This window comes from Algoriphagus persicinus (genome assembly GCF_035156415.1).
Classification (GTDB): Bacteria; Bacteroidota; Bacteroidia; order Cytophagales; family Cyclobacteriaceae; genus Algoriphagus; species Algoriphagus persicinus.
Map to the genome: position 1 here is coordinate 80,989 of NZ_JAYEEY010000017.1, position 20,398 is coordinate 101,386.

Genomic DNA, 20,398 nt, shown 5'->3' on the forward strand with positions numbered 1-20,398 from the left:
ATAATTGTAATACAATGGCTAGATATACAGGTCCTAAAGCAAAGATTGCCAGAAAATTTGGCGAAGCTATAGAAGGACATAGCAAAGCACTTGCAAAGAAAAACTACCCTCCCGGCATGCATGGAAGAGGTAGAAGAAAAAAACAGTCTGAATACGCAATCCAGCTTGCTGAGAAGCAAAAAGCAAAATACATCTACGGAGTATTGGAAAGACAGTTTGCTAAAATGTTTGATATTGCTTCCAGAAAAAATGGAATCACCGGAGAGAACCTTCTTCAGCTTCTAGAAGCTAGATTGGACAACACGGTATACAGAATGGGAATCTCCCCTACCAGAAGAGGTGCCAGACAACTGGTTTCTCACAAGCATGTGCTTGTAAACGGCGAGGTAGTAAATATCCCTTCGTTTACACTTAAGCCAGGCGATGTAGTTTCTGTGAGAGAAAGATCAAAGTCTCTAGAAGCGATCACGAATAGCTTAGCAGGTAGAGGTGCTAATAAATATTCCTGGTTAGAGTGGGATGGCACTTCATTGACCGGCAAATTCGTCAGTGTTCCAGGCAGAGATGATATTCCTGAGAATATTAAGGAGCAACTCATTGTCGAACTTTACTCTAAGTAATATTTTAATATTTTCAGCTTTTAAAAAGAACGAAATATATGTCCATACTAGCATTTCAAATGCCCGAAAAAGTGGTAATGGAAAAAGCCGATGATTTTCATGGCTTATTCACATTCAAACCACTCGAAAAAGGCTATGGAGTTACAATTGGTAACGCCCTGAGAAGAATTTTGCTTTCTTCCTTGGAAGGTTATGCCATCACTGCGATCAAGATTCCTGGTGTAGTGCATGAGTTTTCGACCATCGAAGGTGTAGTGGAAGACGTTACAGATATTATTTTGAACCTAAAGCAGGTGAGATTCAAGAAGGTCCACGAGGCATTTGACGGAAAAATCACTGTAGAGATTAAAAATCAATCTGTTTTCACTGCAGGTGACATAGCTAAGTTCACTTCTTCTTTCGAAATCTTGAACCCAGAGTTGGTTATTTGTCACATCGACGAAACCAAGAACTTTGAGATCGAATTGACGATGGAAAAGGGAAGAGGGTATCTACCAGCTGAAGAATCCAAACCAAAAGATCAGATTTTCGGTCATATAGCAATTGATGCCATCTTTACACCAATTAAGAATGTGAAGTACAGCGTTGAAAACACTCGTGTAGAGCAGAAGACTGACTTCGAAAAGTTGATCATGGAGGTTTCTACTGACGGTTCTATCCATCCGGAGAAAGCCCTTCAGGAATCTGCAAAAATCTTAATCCAACACTTTATGTTGTTCTCTGACCAGACTATGGTTCTTGATTCAACTGGAATAGCGGAGCCTGAGCCTATTGACGAGGAATTCTTGCATATGAGAAAGCTCCTTAAGACTTCGCTGAGTGATCTTGACCTGTCGGTAAGAGCATTCAACTGTCTGAAAGCTGCTGATGTGAAGACCTTAGGAGACCTTGCTAAACTCGAAATTTCTGATATGATGAAGTTCAGAAACTTCGGTAAGAAGTCCCTAGCGGAACTAGAGCAACTTATCCAAGAAAAAAGTCTAACCTTCGGGATGGATATTTCTAAGTATAAACTTGATGAAGAATAAATAATAATGAGACACGGTAAGAAATTTAACCACCTTGGAAGGAAGGCCGCTCATAGAAAAGCAATGCTTTCTAATATGGCTACTTCACTGATCCTTCACAAGCGTATCTCAACCACGCTTGCCAAGGCAAAAGAATTGAAGAAGTACTTGGAACCACTAGTGACAAGAGCTAAAGAAGATACTACGCACAATAGACGTATGGCTTTCGCTTATTTGAAAAATAAGGAAGCTATCATAGAACTATTTGGTGAAGTGATCGAAAAAGTAGCTACCCGCCCAGGTGGATATACCAGGATTATCAAAACTGGATTCAGATTAGGTGATAATGCTGAAATGTGTATCATCGAACTGGTTGACTTCAACGAATTGATGTTGAAAGACACTACACCAGCTAAGAAAACTACAAGAAGATCACGTAGAGGTACTGGTAAAGTAGCAAGTTCTGACGATACTGCAAAAGCAGAAGTCCCTCCAGCTAAAGAAGAAGCAACTGAAGAGCCTAAGGCTCCTGATGCATCTGCAGATTCTGCAGAAGAAGAAACTGATAACAAATAAGTTGATCAGTGACTTCACGATATTGAAAGGATTGGACATTTGTTCAATCCTTTTTTTATACCCTTTTCATTTATCTTCCTTCCCAATAAATATTTAACTTTGGGCAACTACTTAGCAAAATGATCAAACAAAAAGCAACTTTACTCTTGGCCGATGGAACGGTCTTTCACGGTTCTCTAATCGGTAATCCAGGTACAAATGGTGGTGAGATTTGCTTCAACACCGGAATGACAGGATATCAGGAAATCTACACAGATCCATCCTACACTGGACAAATCATTGTAACTACTACTTCACATATCGGCAACTACGGTGTCATCGATGAAGAAGTAGAATCCGATCATCCTACCATCGGCGGCATTGTAGTCAATACATTCTCTGACGTGTATTCCAGACTTGATGCTTCAGGATCTCTACAAGATTACCTTGTGAAGAATAGTATCACTGGGATAGCAGATATTGATACCAGGCAATTGGTAAGGCATCTTAGATCCAAAGGGGCTATGAATGCAATTATTAGCTCTGAATATGAGAATGATCTGGATGGTCTGAGAGCTGAACTGGAAAAAGTGCCTGACATGGATGGACTTGAGCTCTCTTCTACCGTCTGTACGCAAGAACCCTATTTCTTCGGAGATGAAAACGCATCCATCAAAGTGGCTTGCATGGACTTTGGTATTAAGAAAAATATCCTTAGAAGTTTAGCTGATCGTGGTGTATACTGTAAGGTATTTCCTGCCAAAGCCTCCCTAGCTGAAATGGAAGAATGGGCTCCAAATGCCTATTTCCTATCCAACGGACCTGGTGATCCTGCAGTAATGGAATATGCAGTGAAAACTACCCGGGATATCTTAGAAACCGGTAAGCCTGTATTTGGAATCTGTCTAGGGCATCAACTACTTGCCGAGTCATGTGGTATTTCAACTTACAAAATGCATCATGGACACCGAGGCCTAAATCATCCGATTAAGAATCTGATGACCGGTAAAAGTGAAATTACTTCCCAAAATCATGGATTCAACATCACACGAGAGGATACAGAGCAAAATGCAGACGTTGAAATCACTCATGTGCATTTGAATGATAATACTGTCGCTGGAATCCGACTCAAGAACAAGCCTGCTTTTTCAGTTCAATACCACCCTGAATCATCGCCGGGCCCCCATGATTCCCGTTACCTGTTTGATGATTTTATTTCTTTAATCAATAAAAATTAATACCCTTAAACCTTTTAAAACTATGACGTTGATTCAATCAATTCATGCAAGACAAATTCTCGATTCTAGAGGAAATCCTACTATTGAAGTAGATGTTTACACAGAAAATGGAGCTTTTGGACGTGCTGCTGTACCAAGCGGTGCCTCTACAGGTATAAATGAGGCAGTAGAGCTTCGTGACGGAGACAAAGATGCCTATATGGGCAAAGGAGTAACCAAAGCAGTGGCCAATGTCAACGATATTATTGCTTCTGAGCTAGTTGGTTTCGATGTATTTGAACAAAACATGATTGATCAGATCATGATTGATCTTGACGGTACTCCAAACAAAGGCAATCTGGGTGCAAATGCTATCCTGGGTGTTTCTTTGGCAGTAGCTAAAGCTGCGGCAATGGAATCAAATCAACCACTTTACCGCTATGTAGGCGGAGTAAATGCCAACACGCTTCCTGTTCCGATGATGAACATCATCAATGGTGGTTCGCACTCTGATGCGCCTATCGCATTCCAAGAGTTTATGATCCGTCCAGTAGGTGCACCTACTTTCTCGGAAGCAATGAGAATGGGAACTGAGATATTCCACAACCTTAAGAAGATCCTTCATGACAAAGGGCTTAGTACTGCCGTAGGTGATGAGGGTGGATTTGCACCTAATTTCTCTGGAGGAACTGAAGAGGCATTAGAATGTATTTTGGATGCTATTAAGAAGGCTGGATACAAAGCTGGAGATGATGTAACTATCGCTTTGGATTGCGCAGCGTCTGAGTTCTTTGTAGATGGCAAATACGACTACACTAGATTTGAAGGTTCTACTGGAGTAGCTAGAAGCAGAGCAGAGCAAGTAGCTTACTTGGCAGAACTTACTGAGAAATACCCTATCGATTCTATCGAAGACGGATGTGCAGAGGAAGATTGGGAAGGTTGGGCTATGTTGACAGCCAAAATCGGTGATAAAATCCAATTAGTAGGAGATGACCTTTTCGTGACGAATGTGAAGTTCCTTCAACGAGGAATCGAAGAGAAATCTGCGAATTCTATCTTGATCAAAGTAAACCAGATCGGAACATTGACAGAAACCATCAACGCAGTTAATCTTGCTCACAAAGCAGGCTTCACAGCAGTAATGTCACATAGATCCGGCGAAACTGAAGATTCTACTATCGCTGATCTGGCGGTAGCATTGAATTGTGGACAGATCAAAACAGGTTCTGCTTCTAGATCTGACCGTATGGCTAAATACAATCAGTTGCTTAGAATTGAGGAGCAATTGGGAGATGCAGCAGTATTCAATGGCAAGTTCTAACAGGAGCTTTCTAATAATTATAGGTAAGGAGACAGCTCGGTATTACGAGCTGTCTTTTTTTGCATCATTTTTGTAACTTGAGCGTCAATATCACTTGCGTCATATGACTAAATACCTTAAATACACCAAAAGTTTTTATTTTCTGGGGCTTGTTTTTTTTATAGCATGGATGGTTTTTATTGATTCAAATAATGTGGTTAACCAAATTAAATTGAGTTATAAACTTGGACAGCTCGAAGATCAAAAGGACTATTATCTTGAGCGAAGAGAGAAAATCAAAGCCGAACGAGAGGAATTGATGAGTAACCCTGAACTCTTAGAGAAGTTTGCCCGTGAAAAGTACTTGATGAAGAAAAATACTGAAGACCTCTATGTCATTGTTAAAAAGTAAATACTTACTCCTATTTTTTCTAGCATTTGCTTTATTCCAAACTCGCTCGTTTGCTCAGCGGGAAATCTATTCTGACTCAGCTGCATTAAAAGATCGATTGTATTACGGAGGCAATTTCGGGATGCAATTCGGCTCCACTACCTTAATTGAGATTTCGCCCATCATCGGAGTGATGATTACTCCTAAATTTTCATCAGGAGTAGGAGTAACTTATCAGTATTTCAAGTCTAGGTATTACTATGGCGCAGAATCCACCTCTTATGGCGGTAGAATTTTTTCGCGCTACAATATCCTTCCTAATATATTTGCCCACGCAGAATACGAATCCATAAATTTTGATAGCAACATTTATGGTACTAATGAGTTCAAAAGGATTTGGTCAAATGCCATGTTCTTAGGAGGCGGTTATTTTGCTCCATTTGGTTCACGAGGCGGAGTTAATTTTACCTTTCTTTACAATGTGTTGCACGATAATCTTCGTTCTCCCTATGGTGAACCATACGTGATCCGTGTTGGTTTTGTGCTATAAATACATCTAACACCTATTCATGGAATCTTTTGTTTCAAAAATATACAAAGCACACCAAGATTGCTCAGAATGTCCTTCACCTAAAGTGATTCAGCAGTTTTTTGAGGATGTGCTCGGCTTGCTATTTCCTGAATATACAGTTGAGAAAATACGGGATAAATCACAGATAGAATTTGCCCTCATAAAATTGAAGGATAACCTGTCTTCTATTCTGGAGCGCAATCCTCACTTGCATAGTGGGGTGGGCTCTAAAATAGCAGATGCCTTTTTTCTTAATCTTGAGCACGTCTTTGATTGGATACATCAAGATGTTGATGCGATGTTTGAAGGGGATCCAGCGGCTAAATCTAGAACGGAGATCCTCAGAAGTTACCCCGGATTTTACGCGATAGCAGCCTACAGAATAGCACATTCTTTACATAGGCAAGGGGTGAGGTTGATTCCTCGAATGATCACTGAGTTTGCTCATAGTCGTACAGGAATTGACATTCATCCTGGAGCTGTCATTGGCCAGTATTTCTGCATAGATCACGGCACTGGAGTAGTAATCGGCGAGACCACCATTATAGGTAATCATGTGAAGATTTATCAGGGAGTAACTCTTGGTGCCTTGAGTGTGGATAAAGCTGATGCAGATAATAAAAGGCATCCTACTATTGAAGATGAGGTGGTGATTTACTCCGGAGCCACTATTTTGGGAGGTAGCACTGTTATTGGAAAAGGCAGTGTAATAGGAGGAAATGTGTGGCTTACTAAAAGTGTAGCAGCAAGAAGTAAAGTCTATTACCAAACTCAAATGTACCACTCAGATTCTGCTGTGACAGACATGTACGTTTTCAAAAATGATCAAGATGAAGCTATTTGAACTAATAGGAAACACACCACTGATACAATTAGATCATATTCCGATAAACCCAAAAGTTAAGATTTTCTGTAAACTGGAAGGTCAAAACCCAGGAGGAAGTGTAAAAGATCGGGCAGCATATAACATGCTAAGAAGTGCCATGGATCGTGGTGAAATAAAATCAGGGGATAAGCTGGTAGAAGCAACAAGTGGAAACACCGGAATTGCCTTAGCGATGGTAGCTAAAGTTCTCGGATTCGAAATGACCTTAATTATGCCCGATAATTCCACCAAAGAGCGGGTGATCTCTATGGAGGCATACGGTGCAGAAGTGATATTAACTCCAGCCGCGAAGACCATAGAATATTCGAGAACGCTGGCTGAGCAGATGAGCAAAGAAGGTTACTTCATGCTTGATCAGTTTGGCAATCCAGATAATTACCTAGCCCATTATAAGACCACTGGCCCGGAAATATGGGAAGATACAGATGGTGAGATTTCACATTTTGTGTCTGCTATGGGCACGACAGGTACGATCATGGGCGTTTCTAAATACTTGAAGGAACGAAACCCCGATATTCAAATTGTGGGTACACAACCTACCGACGGATCCAGTATTCCGGGAATCAGAAGATGGTCTCCTGAATTTTTGCCTAAGATTTTTGATCCAAGTAGAGTAGATCAAGTGATAGATGTAAGTGAGCAGCAGGCTACAGAGATGACCCGAAGAATGGCTAGAGAAGAGGGTATTCTTGCGGGTATGAGTAGTGGTGGAGCATTGCATGCTGCTATAGAACTTTCTAACTCCTTAGAAAACGGCACAATTGTTTGCATTACTTGCGACCGTGGAGATAGGTACCTCAGCTCAGACCTATTTGGTTGATACCAGCTCATTTCTAAGTCTGTGTTCTAAATTTTTCGATTGGAATTTTTAGGAATCTATTTCCCCGATTCTGGTAAAAGTGTCTTACTTTAGGAGGGGATTGATTTTTTGGGCAAAAAGGATATAATCGTATAATATCCCCGCCAAGCTGTTTAAGACTATTTTATTTGGCTGAAATGGATTTTTCAACTTCTATTTCTCCTTCGGCAATCCATTTGCATCATTTCATAAGAATCCAGTTTTAAGGAATTCATTGTGAAATTTTAAACCAACTATTCTATGAACTCGATTATTGAAAATCAAGATGAGCATACTAGAGAAAATCTTTCAGGTCAGAAAGCGGTTAAGAAAATCCGTGAATTGATTGACAAGTCAGGGTCTTGCTTTTTTGTGACTTCCACCAGCTTAAACAATTCTCATAAATCACGACCAATGTCTGTGCAGAAGACAGATGAAGCTGGCAATATCTGGTTTCTAAGTGCAAAGGATAGCTTGAAGAATATGGAAATCGCGGCTGATACTGATGTGACCTTGTATTTCCAAGGCTCGTCCAACTCAGACTTCCTTGAGTTGAACGGTCATGCGATCAGTACGGATGACCAGGCAAAAATAGAGGAACTCTGGGATCCAACTGTCAAAGCTTGGTTTCCTGAGGGAAAAGATGATCCAAGGATCTCTGTGATTCAGTTTATTCCTGATAGTGGATATTATTGGGACAATAAACATGGCAATACTGTCGCAGGAATTAAGGTATTGATCAGTGCAATATCAGGCAAAGCAATGGATGATTCCATTGAAGGAACTTTAAAAGTGTAGTTGGGGCACTTTGAAGTTCATTATGTGATCCAGGAAACTGGGTCACATTTTTTTTAGCTCACTATTTTCTCAAATCCTGAAGAAGATTTTTTGCTTGTAAAGGAAATAACATAAATACCACATGGCTCCCAAAGTCAAGAACGAGGTAATGATTGCAACTGCGAGCTCTCCTATGCCAATAGCGTGTAATATTCCCCCGCTAAAAATCTCAATAAATCCATATAACCAGCGATGTCCTAGAGCCTCAGCAAAGAGATAAATGAATATGGAATTCATCCCCACAATCACAAAAGGGAAAACCCATGAATTTTTCTTTTTGACATCCACTAGCCAGAAGGAAAAAGCCAAGGCCAGAATTGCCCAGCTTCCAGATGCAAATGCAAATGCAGTTGTGCTGATTCGTTTGACAATAGGAGTGATCCCTGCTAGATCAAGCCCATAGCCAATGGCTAAGGCAACTAAACCTGCTAGTACCAAGATCTTGATCTTTTCTTTTTCAGACTTGGAGGATAAAAGTATATTCCCACAGATTGCTCCCCAGATCGTATGGGCCGCGGTAGGAATACAGTTGATTGCTACCCATCCTCCATTATTGATTTTCCCCATCAGAATCTGATCTACATAATTCCCAAAGTTAGTCCCATGCTCGTAAGGAACTTCAGGGTTGTAGAGTCTATACATGATTTCTGTCAATGCAAGCAAACCTACCGAAACCCCTAATTGGACTTTCCACGATCTATTCAGTAAGAAATAGGTAACCAAAATGGTGAAAGATAATTGAGTCAAGACATTCCAAAGCTCAAAGACCAATTCTCCCGCATACACACAATGAAGTCCAGTGCCAAAGAGAAAAAGCAGTAGACATCGCTTCAGAATGTGACGGGTTACTTTACCTCGATCACCGACGATGGACATTCTTTTATTCAATGAAAAAGGCATGGCAACTCCTACTATAAACATAAAAAAGGGCTGAATCAAGTCCCAGAACCTGAGTCCATTCCAAGGATGATGTGTGAATTGAATAAAAAAATCATTAAGGAATGTTCCCTCAGGATTAGCCTCAAGTAAGGTGTGGTAAACCGACGCAGCTTCTGCTACCAGTAAAAACATTGTCAATCCACGGAATACATCTAGGGAAACTAGCCTGTTTTGGCCAGAGAGCTTCAGCTCACTCATTGGTTTGGGTTTAAAGTCAGTGGTTTTTCTAAGGTAGAAAAAATGAGAATGTAAAATACTCTGTTGACAGGAATTATACTATACGTTGTCAGGCTAGTTTGTCGATTATGAATTTCATTACCCTCTAATCCATTTTTTCATTTGTGGGAATTCTGAAGACTCACATAAATGCATCCATACCAAAAGTGGCAATCCCTTGTATTCACCATTTTCATAACTAGTAATCAGCATTTCGGAGTCTCCTTTATATCCATCAGGATGAAATACGACTTCAGGCTTTAGGTTCAAATGCTTCAATGCAGCATAGGTCCAGAGCATCACTGCCAATTCATCGTCTTGGGCTGGAGCTCTATATTCTTTGACGTTTCCGACTATAGTTTTTCGTTCTTCTTCAGTCATCAGGGCAATGTGTCCAGCTTCATGAAGTAAGTCTCCTGGGTATAATAACTTTTCAGGATCATATAGCAGCACTCCCTGATCGATTTTCACACCAGGGAGGAAGGTGTTTTCGAGGTGTTGTAATTTAGTTGGGAGGCCAATTTCTTGTAGGAAATCAAGGATAATCTTCATGTTTTCGGCATCTTCTTCCGGGATATCCTGGCCAGCTTTCTCTTTGATTCCTCCAAAAGCTCCGAAGCACATATTTTTGTGTAAAATTTCCACTTTGCAAAAGCCTACTTTTTTCATCAGATCCAATTGGAAGTTCATGGATCTTGGAGAATCTTCCTTTGCTACATAGGCGAGGACTTTTTCGCGGTATTCTTTTCCACCTATATCTTCTAGATAATCACCATATCGTTCCCAAGTATATTCATTGAGCAAGTCGGTGTCTTGGGTAATCAAATCGGAAATCATGAGACATCCTCCAGGTTTGAGAAGCTTATAGAGCTTTTCGAAAGTCCTTTCCCAATCTTCATCCTCACGTAAATGGTGCAAAACTGCTCCTGCTAAGATAATGTCGAAACTTGCCTCAGGAAGCCAAACATCTCTAATATCACCTTGGAATGCTGCTACTTTCCCAGTGGTATCTGCAGAGACGCGTTCCATCGCTTTTTCGAGCATTTTACCACTCAGATCTACCAATGAGCAGTTGAGCGCTGGCAATTTGGAAAGCATCATCAGCGAATAATTCCCGGCTCCACAGCCAACGTCCAAGAGTGACTCGGCAGTAGGCACTAGGCGTTTTGCTGCTTCAGTAAGAAGCTCTAAAGAGATGCTGGCGTCGATGGTAGCTACTTGACCGGTATCAAGGTTTGAAAATCGTTCTACATCGTTATCGAATCTTTCGCGGATTTCTGCGATACTTGACTTATTCATAGGCGTATTTGGTGTGGAATAAATGTGATGAATTGTGCGGGAAATATTGCTTATAAATGTTGATCAAAAAGAAGCATATTTCCATCTGGATCTTTGACTAAAAAGCTAGCTGGCCCAGTGCTGTTCTCATCCGCCGCGTTGATGATTTCTATTTCAGCGGATTTGAGATGCTGCTGGATTTTTCTCACATCCTGAAATCCTTCAATTTCATTTGCATTCTCATCCCAGCCAGGGTTGAAAGTCAGCATATTGTCTTCAAACATACCTTGAAACAATCCAATGAGTGCATTTTCATTTTTCATGATTAAGTAATTGCTTTCCATAGCCCCTCCAAATTGAGTGAATCCGAGGTTTTTATAGAATTTCTTAGAGGTATCAAGATCTTTGACACTGAGGCTGATAGAGAATGCCCCTAATTTCATATCCCTGAGGTTTATGTCGGCCTTTGCCTTGGTAGGTTTCGAATTGATGTAAGAATTTAAGGAAAACCCCAGACTAAAGGACATGAAAAGTGCTGCTGCGGAAAGTGTTAGCCGATTCATGATAGCAATGGTTGAAGTTAGTTGAGAAATTTTAAAAGACTTACCATGCAGCCTAAATGCAGTGCTTCATGATAATTATTGAAGGTGATCGCATCTGCTGCACTAGTAAGCCGGAAGCCTTTAGAGGTGGTGAGTTCGTTGTACGTGGCGAATTTCCCAGATTCAAAATCCCTGATAGTTTGGTCAATTGGGGATATCAAAAGCTCTTTGAATAATGCCACTGTCTCCTGAGGTTCATTTGACTCCGGCCTGGTCCCGGGTTTATATTTCTCAAAAAGCTCATCGGGCAGATTGAGGGAGAGACTTGAAAGCCCATACACCAAGCGCTGCTGTACTACAATGACATGTCCAATATTCCAAATCAGGTTATTGTTAAATCCTGTAGGGATTTTATTCAGTCGATCTAACGAATTATGCTCTAGGAACTTGTAGTAAATGGCGCGGTTGTTTTTCCAGATATGGAAGTTAGTTTTCATAGGTTTCCTTTTGTAGTTTGTTTATTTATGTTCAAGCTCGTATCGCTTCAGCCGGTTTTTGGTGGCTGCTAATTCACTTGTTAAGTCATCTACTTTGCGAAGCAAATTGAATATCACGTCTATGCCTTCTGGGTTGACTTCAAGATCCTGATGGATTCTGATCATTTTCTCCAAATCAGAGATTTTTGCTTCAGGTATAAACCTCGTCTGCTCTATGGTCTGTATCTCGATCAACCCCAAACTGGAAAGGGAATCCACAAATGACACTTCTATTTCATAATGTGTACATAGCGTCTCAATTAATATCAATTCTTGCTGTGCCATCTTATCGTAGTTTTTGGAGTTCTGCAAATAACTTTTTCTCTTCTGTAGTCAGCCTCGCAGGGTTTTTGATTGAATAGGTGATAACCAAGTCCCCGAACTCGCCTTCTTTTTTATAGACTGGGAATCCTTTTCCTTTGAGTTTTACCTTAGTTCCGTTTTGAGTTTCTGGAGCGACTTTGAGTTTGACTTTTCCGTCAAAAGTGTCCGCTACTACCTCTCCACCGAGCATTGCAGTATAGAGATCCAGTTCTACTGAAGAATAGAGGTTATCGCCTTCCCTCTGAAATTTAGTCGTGTTTTTGATCACAAACTTGATGTACAAATCACCGTTTGGCCCGCCGTTCATTCCCGGTGCGCCCTTGCCTTTGATTTTGATTGTCTGTCCATCTTCAATACCCGATGCGATGGTTAGGCGGATATGTTCACCATTGACAGTGAGCACCTGTTTGTGTGTTTTGTATGCATCGCGTATGTCTAGCTCTAGCTGGGCATTGAAGTCCTGGCCCTTAAATTTGGAGTTACGGCCTCCTTGTCGAAATCCACCGCTTGTACCGCCAAACATGGATTCAAAAAAGTCTGAGTAATCCGCTCCTCCAAAACCTTCTCCACTATATCCCGGATTAGGATTGCCTTGGCTTCGTTGTTGTCTTCCCGCTCCTGCTTGCTCGAATTGATCTGCATGCTTCCAATCTTTGCCGTACTTATCGTATTTTTTGCGTTTTTCTGGATCGCTGAGCACTTCATTCGCTTCACTTACTTCTGTGAATTTTAGCGCAGCATTCTTGTCGTCAGGATTTACATCAGGGTGGTACTTTCTAGCTTGCTTTCGATATGCTTTTTTGATATCTGCTTCAGTAGCATTCTTGTCTACGCCTAGTACGCTGTAATAATCTATAAATGCCATAATCCGTAGTGGAATTATTTTTAGTAGAAAAATAGTGGTAGAAATTCGTATTTGTTTTTCTTGCCATCAATATACTGAGAATGTAAAAGATACCCTGACGAATTTGGTCATTTCAGCAAACTCAAGCGTCAAATCCTTCACCTCATCCTCAAAGCTAGAAAGGATATCCGATTGCAAAATTGAAGATCAGATTTTCCTTTCTCCAGGTTTTGCTACCTATATCAAAGCTATTACCCCAGCGCTCCTCTTCCGGCAAATAAGGAATACGCAATGGCGTGGCTACATCAAAACGAATCACAAAAAACTGAATATCTACCCTCAAGCCTGCACCTGTACCCACTGCTAATTCATGCCACCAGGAGGAGGTGAATTTGCCTCCAGGCAAAGCTTCATTTTCATTCATCAGCCAGACATTGCCTGCATCCATAAACAAGGCTCCTTTCAGTAAGGATACAATCGGGAACCTGTATTCAATATTTCCCTCGATTCGGACATCACCAGATTGGTCAAAGTATGAGTTGATATCAAAATCTGCTGGCCGATATGTACCTGGGCCTATCGATCGGATTCGGAAGGCTCTCACACTATTAGGTCCACCGGAAAAGTACTGCTTGATGTAGGGAAGAGAGGAAGAATTGCCAAAAGGAAACCCAAAACCAGCAAATAAACGCGTAGCGATTGCTTGGTTTTTGTCTATGTTCCAATGATACCGCAGATCCAGATCCATTTTGCCATATTGGGCATATTCTAATCCTAAAAATTGACCATCATCCTTTGCTGATAATTTGTCTAGGAGGTGGAGTGTATTCCCAGCGAAATCAAGACCCAAGCCAAGGAAATACCCATGGGTGCGGAATCTGTCATTCAGCTTATTATAATTGAAGGTGTAATTAATGCCGGCGATGAAATTCTGTTCGAAGCTTCGTTTGAGGAATGGGTTGTCATCCAAAATCTGGTCAAATTCGGGAGAAGTTTTGCTGAGATTTACGACACTGAGGTTGATTGGATTGATCTCGTGGTAGGCAAACCGATTGGCGTTCCAGAAGTACCCATACTTGCCAGAAAGTGAATTAAGGCGGTAAAGACCACCTCGACTCAAGTATTCTGCACTTATCCCCATTTTAGTTTTCGGAACTGAATAACTGAATTTATCTTTGATTGGGACAAAGAAGATTACCCGTGGAAAAATCAAATCAGCACCTAATCCAAGCTCCAAAGATCGAAGCCCTTTTCTAGCTTCCCCGCCCGCAACCTGGAATTCGTAACCCACCCTTCCTGTCAAATTCAACGTTTCTCCTCCTTGGAATAAGTTTCGATTTCTATAAAGCAAATTCAAAGCGGGCCCAGCAAAGTTGTTGGATTTGGACACGGCCAGCAATTCTGCTCTTACTGACCTTTTGGTCATGGGCGATAGGTAGAATTCCGCCTTAAGATGACCGAGAGAATCAGAAGAAGGTAATTCTTCATACCGTAAATTGACAAACTTGTAATTTCCAATCGAGCTGAGGCGATTACTGGATAGGCGGGACAATTTCGGATTGTATAGCTTATCTTTTTCGATCAATATATACTCATTTAAGAGTGTTGGTTTGAACACCTCACCGCTCTGAATGTATTGCTTACCGTCTAGGTACACCGTATCGATTTTCTCGGCATTCTCAGTGATAGAATAGTTAGGAAATACATTAATGGAGTCCACAGTATAAGGAATGATCCCATTTTTCGGTACGTTGGTTTTTAGCCGTAAATAAAGCTTGAAGAGGCGGGCACTATCTGAGATATTGGTGTCTGCTTCGAAGATGAGGTAATCACTGTTGAAATTATAATAACCTTTTTCTTTAAGGGCAGAATCAATTCTCTCCCTTTCATAATTCAACCTGTTTAAGTCAAAGCGACTTCCTGAATCAAGGGCTGTTTCTTTCATCAGTGCGATGATCTCTTTGTCAATTTCCAGGCTATCCCGCTCCACCTCTATCCCGGCGAGTTTGTAGGGTTCGGAAATCACAGCAGTATAAGCTACCTCGGCAAACTTCCCCCCACGCGTAACTTCAGAGTGGATCGTACTATAGAAGAATCCCCTATTTTCCAGTCTGTTTAAAATTAGGTCTTCGGTACGGTTCGGAGTTACTTGACTAAAATAAACGGGTTGTTCTCCAATTTTTTTATTCAAAAAGCGATTGATAAATCCTGGCTTCTCCTTGGTGCCCTTGTAATGCGCCCAAAGCCCAATGTACATTCCTAATATTTTGGAGTTGGGTTCTGGTCGGAGTAGTCCTTCCAGCTCTTCCTTTGCAAGATCAAGCCCCTGGATTTCAGCTTCAGTTTGGATGTTCAGCTTAGCTCCTTTGTACAAAAATTCATTTTCCGGAATGTACTTTTTCACATTGCAGCCTAGTGTCACTGCAAGTAGAAATAAATAAATAATTGATATGAATCCTTTAATCCTCATTTTCATCTGATTCTTTGACGCTTTTTTTCTTTTTGTCCTGATTATCTGAGTCATCAGTTGGATTGGTCTTTTGTTGATCTTCCGGTGCCATAGGCCCATTCCATAATTCCGAAAAATCATTGAACTCTCGATTGAAAATCAATCCTCCTCCAGTGATGACTAGCTGTCCATCGATGATACTTTCAAATTGATTCTTTCGGAAGGCTCTGATTCTCCATCGACCATCCTCAGTGAGCAGGTATTCAAAACTGATATTTGCCAAAATGGAATTAGCCTGCTCGGAATCTTGAGTACTGCCTTCCAAGTCAACTTGGCTACCCACTTGCACTACCAAACGGTCATTGAAAAGAGTCTTTTGGGCATTGATGTTTAAGTCAGTGCGGTTTTGTGCACTTCCGGATTGGTAGTCCTGGTAACTATCCACATCAAATCCCACCTGAAACCCGCTATCGCCAAATAGTCTGCTAGACAAGGCATTCATTTGATCAGTAAGCACCTGGCTCACTGAGTTCCTAGCGATTGCTTCGGCACCGCCGTTGGAACCATCACTTCCTGAAGAAGGGAAAAATCTATTGAGCACAAGCAGGGAAAATACTTGCTTGTTCAGTTCATCTTCCTGTTCATTGATCTGTAGCACCCGAGAATATACATTGCCTCCAAAAGCACCACGCTGATTCTCAGGCATATCCAGCGTAAAAGAGATTTCCGGTCTGAGCAATTCCCCTGATACATTCAAATAAACTAAGAAAGGAAGCTGCTGCTTATATTGGGTTTGCGTGTCATTATTGCTCCCTGTAAGTTGTGCCGACATCAGTTCTGAGGCGGCGGTTTCGACTTTATAGATGGCACGAATGTCCAAGTTTGCATCCATTGGGTCGCCATTCCAGGTTATTCTACTGCCAGGGTTAATGTCAAATTTCCTGCTGACAAGATTGTAAAGAGACATTTCATAATGCCCATTTGAGATCTCATAATTCCCGCTCAAAGTAATCCTACCATTTGGGTTGATATCCATCTGAAGATCTGCATTACCTCCTATCTGAAGGTTGTCGCCTGTGGATGGATCTATCACGATGGTGAAAAGTGCCTTTGGGTCTGCTTGTAGCCGTGCTTGAATATCAAATCCTGAAAAAGCAGAGGTGGTTTCTTCGGACTGACGGGTCAGGATGTCGTCAGGGTTTTCTTTGTTCACGAATAATACCACTCCTTGTCTTTCCACTAGGTCAAGTTCTGATTCTGGCACTATCACAGTCAGGTCTGTATTGTCTTTGATACTTAGTTTTGCGTTGATCACTGGAAGTACCAGATCCCCCTGGATAGAGACATCGGCATCAATACTCGCTTTTCCAAAAATCAAATCATTCTCTTTATCTGTGGAGTTCACTGCCATGAAGTTTTTGGCAGTAAGGTTCAAATCAAATGTTGGGTTGAGATAGCTTTCTGTACCTACAATTCCATCTATGGTAAAAGTATTATTAGCTACATCTCTGATGGTAAATTGGTCGAAATACACCCCAGCATTATCCACCTTGATTGTTTCATCGGAGAGTAGATATTTTGTATTGAGCTGGGAAGGGACGAATGAAGTTTCATGAAACTGTAGTTCACCAGTGTATACAGGTTTGGCTGTAGTGCCATTGGCAGTTATTGTACCAGAGAGATATCCTGATGCATCAAGGATTTGATCTTGAGAAAGTGCGGCAATTTTTTCCATTTCGATCTTATTCAGATCGAGCTTTAAGTCAAAATCTCCTCCAGCATCGTTCGCAACAAAATCTCCATTAAGATCCAAATCAAATCCACCCTCTTTTAATCCGAGTGTAAAAATATAATTTCCGAGACTCTTTGCTGTAGCCTGGAGATTCAGATTTCCGAGTGGCACATTCACTATTTTCAGACTGTCCACTTTAAGCTCCCCCATAAGTCCGGTCGCTCCAAAAGGATTTTCTACCACCAAGCGGCCATCCATCCTTCCGCCAGCTAGGATCTCCTCAGGATTTAATAAGCTAGTAATCGTGGATAGTCTGAAGTCTCTAAATAGGAGCGCTATATTTTCATCTGTAAATCCTTCTACATTATTGACAATGGAGATTTCCTGATTGCCTTTGGTGAATTTGAAATCCTTGAATTCTAGGCTTTCGCCAGAATAATTTACCATGTTTTTCTCAGGAACCGTCCATTCCTCTCCTTTGAGCAAAAGGTCAATGGATGAGACATGATAGCTAATTGTATCTCCAACCAAGCCGATATCTGAAGAGACATGATAGGTGCGCTTCTCCTCTTCGAATGAGTGAAAATCAAAATACAGTCTGGAGTCAGCCAGTTGCCCCGTCATGAATGTTTTGCCGATGGCTAAGGGGCCAGAAGTTAACTCCTGAAAACCTACATACATCCTCAGTTCCTCTTTGTTTGAGCGAATTCTTAGTCCCAAACTATCCACTTCTGTTCCTGTGTAATTGATGTATGGGAAGTCAATGTCGGCTGTCAGTGAGTCTATTTCCTGAAAATAATCTGCCCGAATTCTTGCCGAATCTAATTGTTCCAAGCCTTGCAAAAACACCTCACTCAGCAATGGATCGTCAGAAATTTTTAAGTCCATATTCATTACTATGTTTCGCTCAGCAGTCGGATAAACGGAATCAGCTTTGGCTATGTATTGGCGGAAATGCCTAGAAATGGCTGTCGCCAAATCAACAGGATTGGTATTAGTTCGGACATAGCCGTTCACTATTTTACTGGTAAGATCCACGCTGGTGGAATCCTCGCGTACACTCGCATCCATTGCCAGTTCACCGATGGGGTAGTTTCTTTCGTCATACAATAAAATACCATCTTGCAACAGTGCTTTGAGGTCAAACTCATCTGGATTTCCTTTGAATTGTGCGTCTAGTTTGAGCCTCGCCCGAGAGTTTTTTGCGGTCAGACCAAGTGCATAAAAATCAGCCCCTTGCAGATCCAGGTTGACGTCTATTTGTGAATTAATTGAATCCAGATCCACTTTGGTAAGCAACTTAAAATCCAAAAACTCTGAGTTTAAGCCTGCTTGTAGATTCCCTGATCCATCGACTAATTTGCCTTCAAGCTTCAATCCAGAATAGTCTGAACCGTAAAGCCTGAGTCGCTCAAAGGTGGAGGAAAGTTCAGCATTCAAATCATTGATACTGGAACCAGAAGCTTTGGCTGCGATTTGAAAGGACAGTGTATCCAGTTCCGGTTGCTTCAGCAGATTTCCCAGCTGTAGTTGAATTACTTTGAGGTCTGCGTCAAAGGCAAGCTTTCCGTTATTTTGGTAAGCCCCGTCCAGAACGATGTTACCCATATCCGTATCAAGCTTCAGATTGGCCACAAGATCATCGATCATCCCGCTCGCACTTGCTTTTAGGTTGATTTGTTCTGGAAAATGTACTCCGTAATCTCCTTCCTTAACAAATTTCTCAAGCGTTTCTCTATTTGTCTGGAGATTCATATCCGGGAAATCAAATGCAAGCAGATCCACATCCAGGGGGTTTTGAACCTTTCCATTAGCATTGAGAATGCTTTTACCCCAGTGAAGATTCAGACTGGAAATATTCATTGATTTCAGATCTCCTCCTGCTACTAAATCCAGTAAAATCGGGTCTTTTGCCAGCTCTCGGAAGAGTGTGTCCTGAGCTATTGTAGGGTCAAAGAAATAGCTGTCGCGAATGTCCAATTTGGATTCGTTCACCGTCAAATCAAACTTGAGGCTTGCGTAATCGTCGATGAGTGCTTGGATGGAAGGATATTGAACAGCAATGGCCGCATCCAATTTGCTTCGATTAGTAGCAAGTAAAAGATTCTCCAAACTGGCAGAGTTGTCTCCTGCTTCAAAGTTGAATTGGAATTCTTTCAGCTCAAAACCACTACCCTCTAGGAAATGAAACTCCCGTAGATTTGCTCCGGCTTTTTCATCTTTTAGAAATAAATCTTCGGCATCAAAAGTCAAGTTTGAGATGGCAATTGCCTCTGGATTAAAGCTCCCTTTCTTGATTGGAATATTTGCGGACTTATACTCGATATCGGTGGAGTCAATGGATATTTTGTGAACCTTTATGTCCCAAGCTGGCCATTCGAATGGGGTATCAGCGCCTGTGCTGGTAGACTCACTTGAAGGAGTAGTGGAGAAGTCATGGAATAGAATTGATGACTTGTCTAATGAGAGAGTGGTGAGGAGTATTGTCTGTGATTGCAGATCTGCTTTAGGGAGTTCTACCAGTAAATTCCCTATACGAAGACGAGCTTCCTGACCGTCTGGAATACTGATGTAATCGGCTGAGACATTGGAAAGCCTGAGCTCATCCACATTCAGGAATGGAAGTGGGGTTTCCTCTTTAGATTCTTCAGCAGGAGGAAAGGGCTTGGTTTGGCGATACTTGATTTGAGTATTTTGTAGGACTACTTTTTTGACATCAAAAGCATACTTTTCCAAGCCCAAACCTGGTATCGTCATGTCCAACTCTCCAAGAATGATAGAGGCATCAATCCCCATCACCTCATCGAGGTAAGTGATGTCAACATCTCGAAGGGAAATTGGTGAAAGATGTATCGTTATCGGGTCTGAAGTTGTGGTATCCATTGCAACTTGCGTAGAATCCGCAGGTTGGGAAGTAAATGCCTCAATCAAAAACTCAAAGTTGAATTTCTCGGTGGAAGCACTCCGACTCACGCGAGCCACCACACCTTCCCAATCTATCTTAGTTATATTGATATTCCCAGTGGTGAGCAGTGGGGCAAAAGCCACTCCGGCTTCGAGGTTTTTAGAATAAACTAAGGTATCCCCATTTGTGTCTTCCAAGTATAAATCTTCCAGGTAAATATTGCCTGAAAAAGTAATAAAAAGACGCTTTATTGATACTTCTGTTTTTGTTTTGCTAGAAACATAGCTGGTGGCTTTGTTCACAATGATCCCCTGACCCCAAGGGCTACGTATGAATAGAATCAGAGCCACAGCAATCACCAAAATTATGGTGATCGCAATACCCAGAATCTTTAGAGATTTGGCAAAA

General features: G+C 41.4%; 18 protein-coding genes. 10 read left to right on the plus strand and 8 right to left on the minus strand.

Going from position 1 to position 20,398, the window contains the following annotated elements; translation table 11 throughout:
* Window positions 1-14 precede the first annotated feature (14 nt).
* The 10 genes from rpsD (at window position 15) to U3A58_RS14335 (ending at window position 8,186) form a co-directional block, all read left to right on the plus strand.
* Window positions 15-620 carry a 30S ribosomal protein S4 gene (gene rpsD / locus U3A58_RS14290; protein ID WP_323824388.1) on the plus strand — a complete coding sequence of 202 codons (606 nt, stop codon included), beginning with the start codon at window positions 15-17 and terminating at the stop codon, window positions 618-620.
* A gap of 38 nt (window positions 621-658) precedes the next feature.
* Window positions 659-1,648 (plus strand): DNA-directed RNA polymerase subunit alpha, encoded by a 990-nt coding sequence (locus U3A58_RS14295; RefSeq protein WP_323824390.1) that lies wholly within the window; start codon window positions 659-661, stop codon window positions 1,646-1,648.
* A gap of 6 nt (window positions 1,649-1,654) precedes the next feature.
* The gene (rplQ, locus tag U3A58_RS14300) at window positions 1,655-2,203 is read left to right on the plus strand and encodes a 50S ribosomal protein L17 (protein WP_323824391.1); all 549 of its coding nucleotides are present in this window, start codon (window positions 1,655-1,657) and stop codon (window positions 2,201-2,203) included.
* Between the two features lie 119 nt (window positions 2,204-2,322).
* Window positions 2,323-3,420 carry a glutamine-hydrolyzing carbamoyl-phosphate synthase small subunit gene (gene carA, locus U3A58_RS14305; protein ID WP_323824393.1) on the plus strand — a complete coding sequence of 366 codons (1,098 nt, stop codon included), beginning with the start codon at window positions 2,323-2,325 and terminating at the stop codon, window positions 3,418-3,420.
* A 22-nt stretch (window positions 3,421-3,442) separates the two neighbouring features.
* Entirely contained in the window at window positions 3,443-4,723 is a 1,281-nt protein-coding gene (gene eno / locus U3A58_RS14310) for a phosphopyruvate hydratase (RefSeq protein WP_323824395.1), read from the plus strand.
* Between the two features lie 103 nt (window positions 4,724-4,826).
* Complete coding sequence (locus tag U3A58_RS14315; protein WP_323824397.1) at window positions 4,827-5,114, plus strand: FtsB family cell division protein; 288 nt, start codon at window positions 4,827-4,829, stop codon at window positions 5,112-5,114.
* Window positions 5,095-5,643, plus strand: coding sequence for a hypothetical protein (locus U3A58_RS14320; RefSeq protein WP_323824399.1), 549 nt, complete (start codon window positions 5,095-5,097; stop codon window positions 5,641-5,643). Before U3A58_RS14315 ends, U3A58_RS14320 begins: the two co-directional genes overlap by 20 nt.
* Window positions 5,644-5,662: 19 nt before the next feature.
* Window positions 5,663-6,508, plus strand: a complete 846-nt coding sequence (locus U3A58_RS14325; protein ID WP_323824401.1) for a serine O-acetyltransferase — start codon at window positions 5,663-5,665, stop codon at window positions 6,506-6,508.
* The gene (gene cysM, locus U3A58_RS14330; protein ID WP_323824403.1) at window positions 6,495-7,370 is read left to right on the plus strand and encodes a cysteine synthase CysM; all 876 of its coding nucleotides are present in this window, start codon (window positions 6,495-6,497) and stop codon (window positions 7,368-7,370) included. The genes U3A58_RS14325 and cysM overlap by 14 nt, the downstream gene beginning before the upstream one ends.
* Window positions 7,371-7,649: 279 nt before the next feature.
* The gene (locus U3A58_RS14335) at window positions 7,650-8,186 is read left to right on the plus strand and encodes a pyridoxamine 5'-phosphate oxidase family protein (protein ID WP_323824405.1); all 537 of its coding nucleotides are present in this window, start codon (window positions 7,650-7,652) and stop codon (window positions 8,184-8,186) included.
* A 69-nt stretch (window positions 8,187-8,255) separates the two neighbouring features.
* Here the strand turns inward: U3A58_RS14335 and U3A58_RS14340 are convergent, their stop codons facing one another.
* The 8 genes from U3A58_RS14340 to U3A58_RS14375 all read right to left on the minus strand — a co-directional run bounded on the left by U3A58_RS14340 (window position 8,256) and on the right by U3A58_RS14375 (window position 20,340).
* Complete coding sequence (locus tag U3A58_RS14340) at window positions 8,256-9,362, minus strand: acyltransferase family protein (protein WP_323824407.1); 1,107 nt, start codon at window positions 9,360-9,362, stop codon at window positions 8,256-8,258.
* Window positions 9,363-9,479: 117 nt separating this feature from the next.
* Window positions 9,480-10,679 (minus strand): class I SAM-dependent methyltransferase, encoded by a 1,200-nt coding sequence (locus U3A58_RS14345; protein ID WP_323824409.1) that lies wholly within the window; start codon window positions 10,677-10,679, stop codon window positions 9,480-9,482.
* 50 nt (window positions 10,680-10,729) lie between these two features.
* Complete coding sequence (locus U3A58_RS14350) at window positions 10,730-11,221, minus strand: VOC family protein (RefSeq protein WP_323824411.1); 492 nt, start codon at window positions 11,219-11,221, stop codon at window positions 10,730-10,732.
* A 17-nt stretch (window positions 11,222-11,238) separates the two neighbouring features.
* Complete coding sequence (locus tag U3A58_RS14355; protein ID WP_323824413.1) at window positions 11,239-11,697, minus strand: DinB family protein; 459 nt, start codon at window positions 11,695-11,697, stop codon at window positions 11,239-11,241.
* 21 nt (window positions 11,698-11,718) lie between these two features.
* Window positions 11,719-12,021, minus strand: coding sequence for a chaperone modulator CbpM (locus tag U3A58_RS14360; protein WP_323824415.1), 303 nt, complete (start codon window positions 12,019-12,021; stop codon window positions 11,719-11,721).
* Window position 12,022: 1 nt separating this feature from the next.
* On the minus strand, window positions 12,023-12,925 hold the full coding sequence (locus U3A58_RS14365; protein ID WP_323824417.1) for a J domain-containing protein: 903 nt from the start codon (window positions 12,923-12,925) through the stop codon (window positions 12,023-12,025).
* 154 nt (window positions 12,926-13,079) lie between these two features.
* Window positions 13,080-15,374: a translocation and assembly module lipoprotein TamL gene (gene tamL, locus U3A58_RS14370; RefSeq protein ID WP_323824419.1), complete on the minus strand. Its 2,295-nt coding sequence runs from the start codon at window positions 15,372-15,374 to the stop codon at window positions 13,080-13,082.
* Window positions 15,364-20,340, minus strand: a complete 4,977-nt coding sequence (locus U3A58_RS14375) for a translocation/assembly module TamB domain-containing protein (protein ID WP_323824421.1) — start codon at window positions 20,338-20,340, stop codon at window positions 15,364-15,366. The genes tamL and U3A58_RS14375 overlap by 11 nt, the downstream gene beginning before the upstream one ends.
* Window positions 20,341-20,398 lie beyond the last annotated feature (58 nt).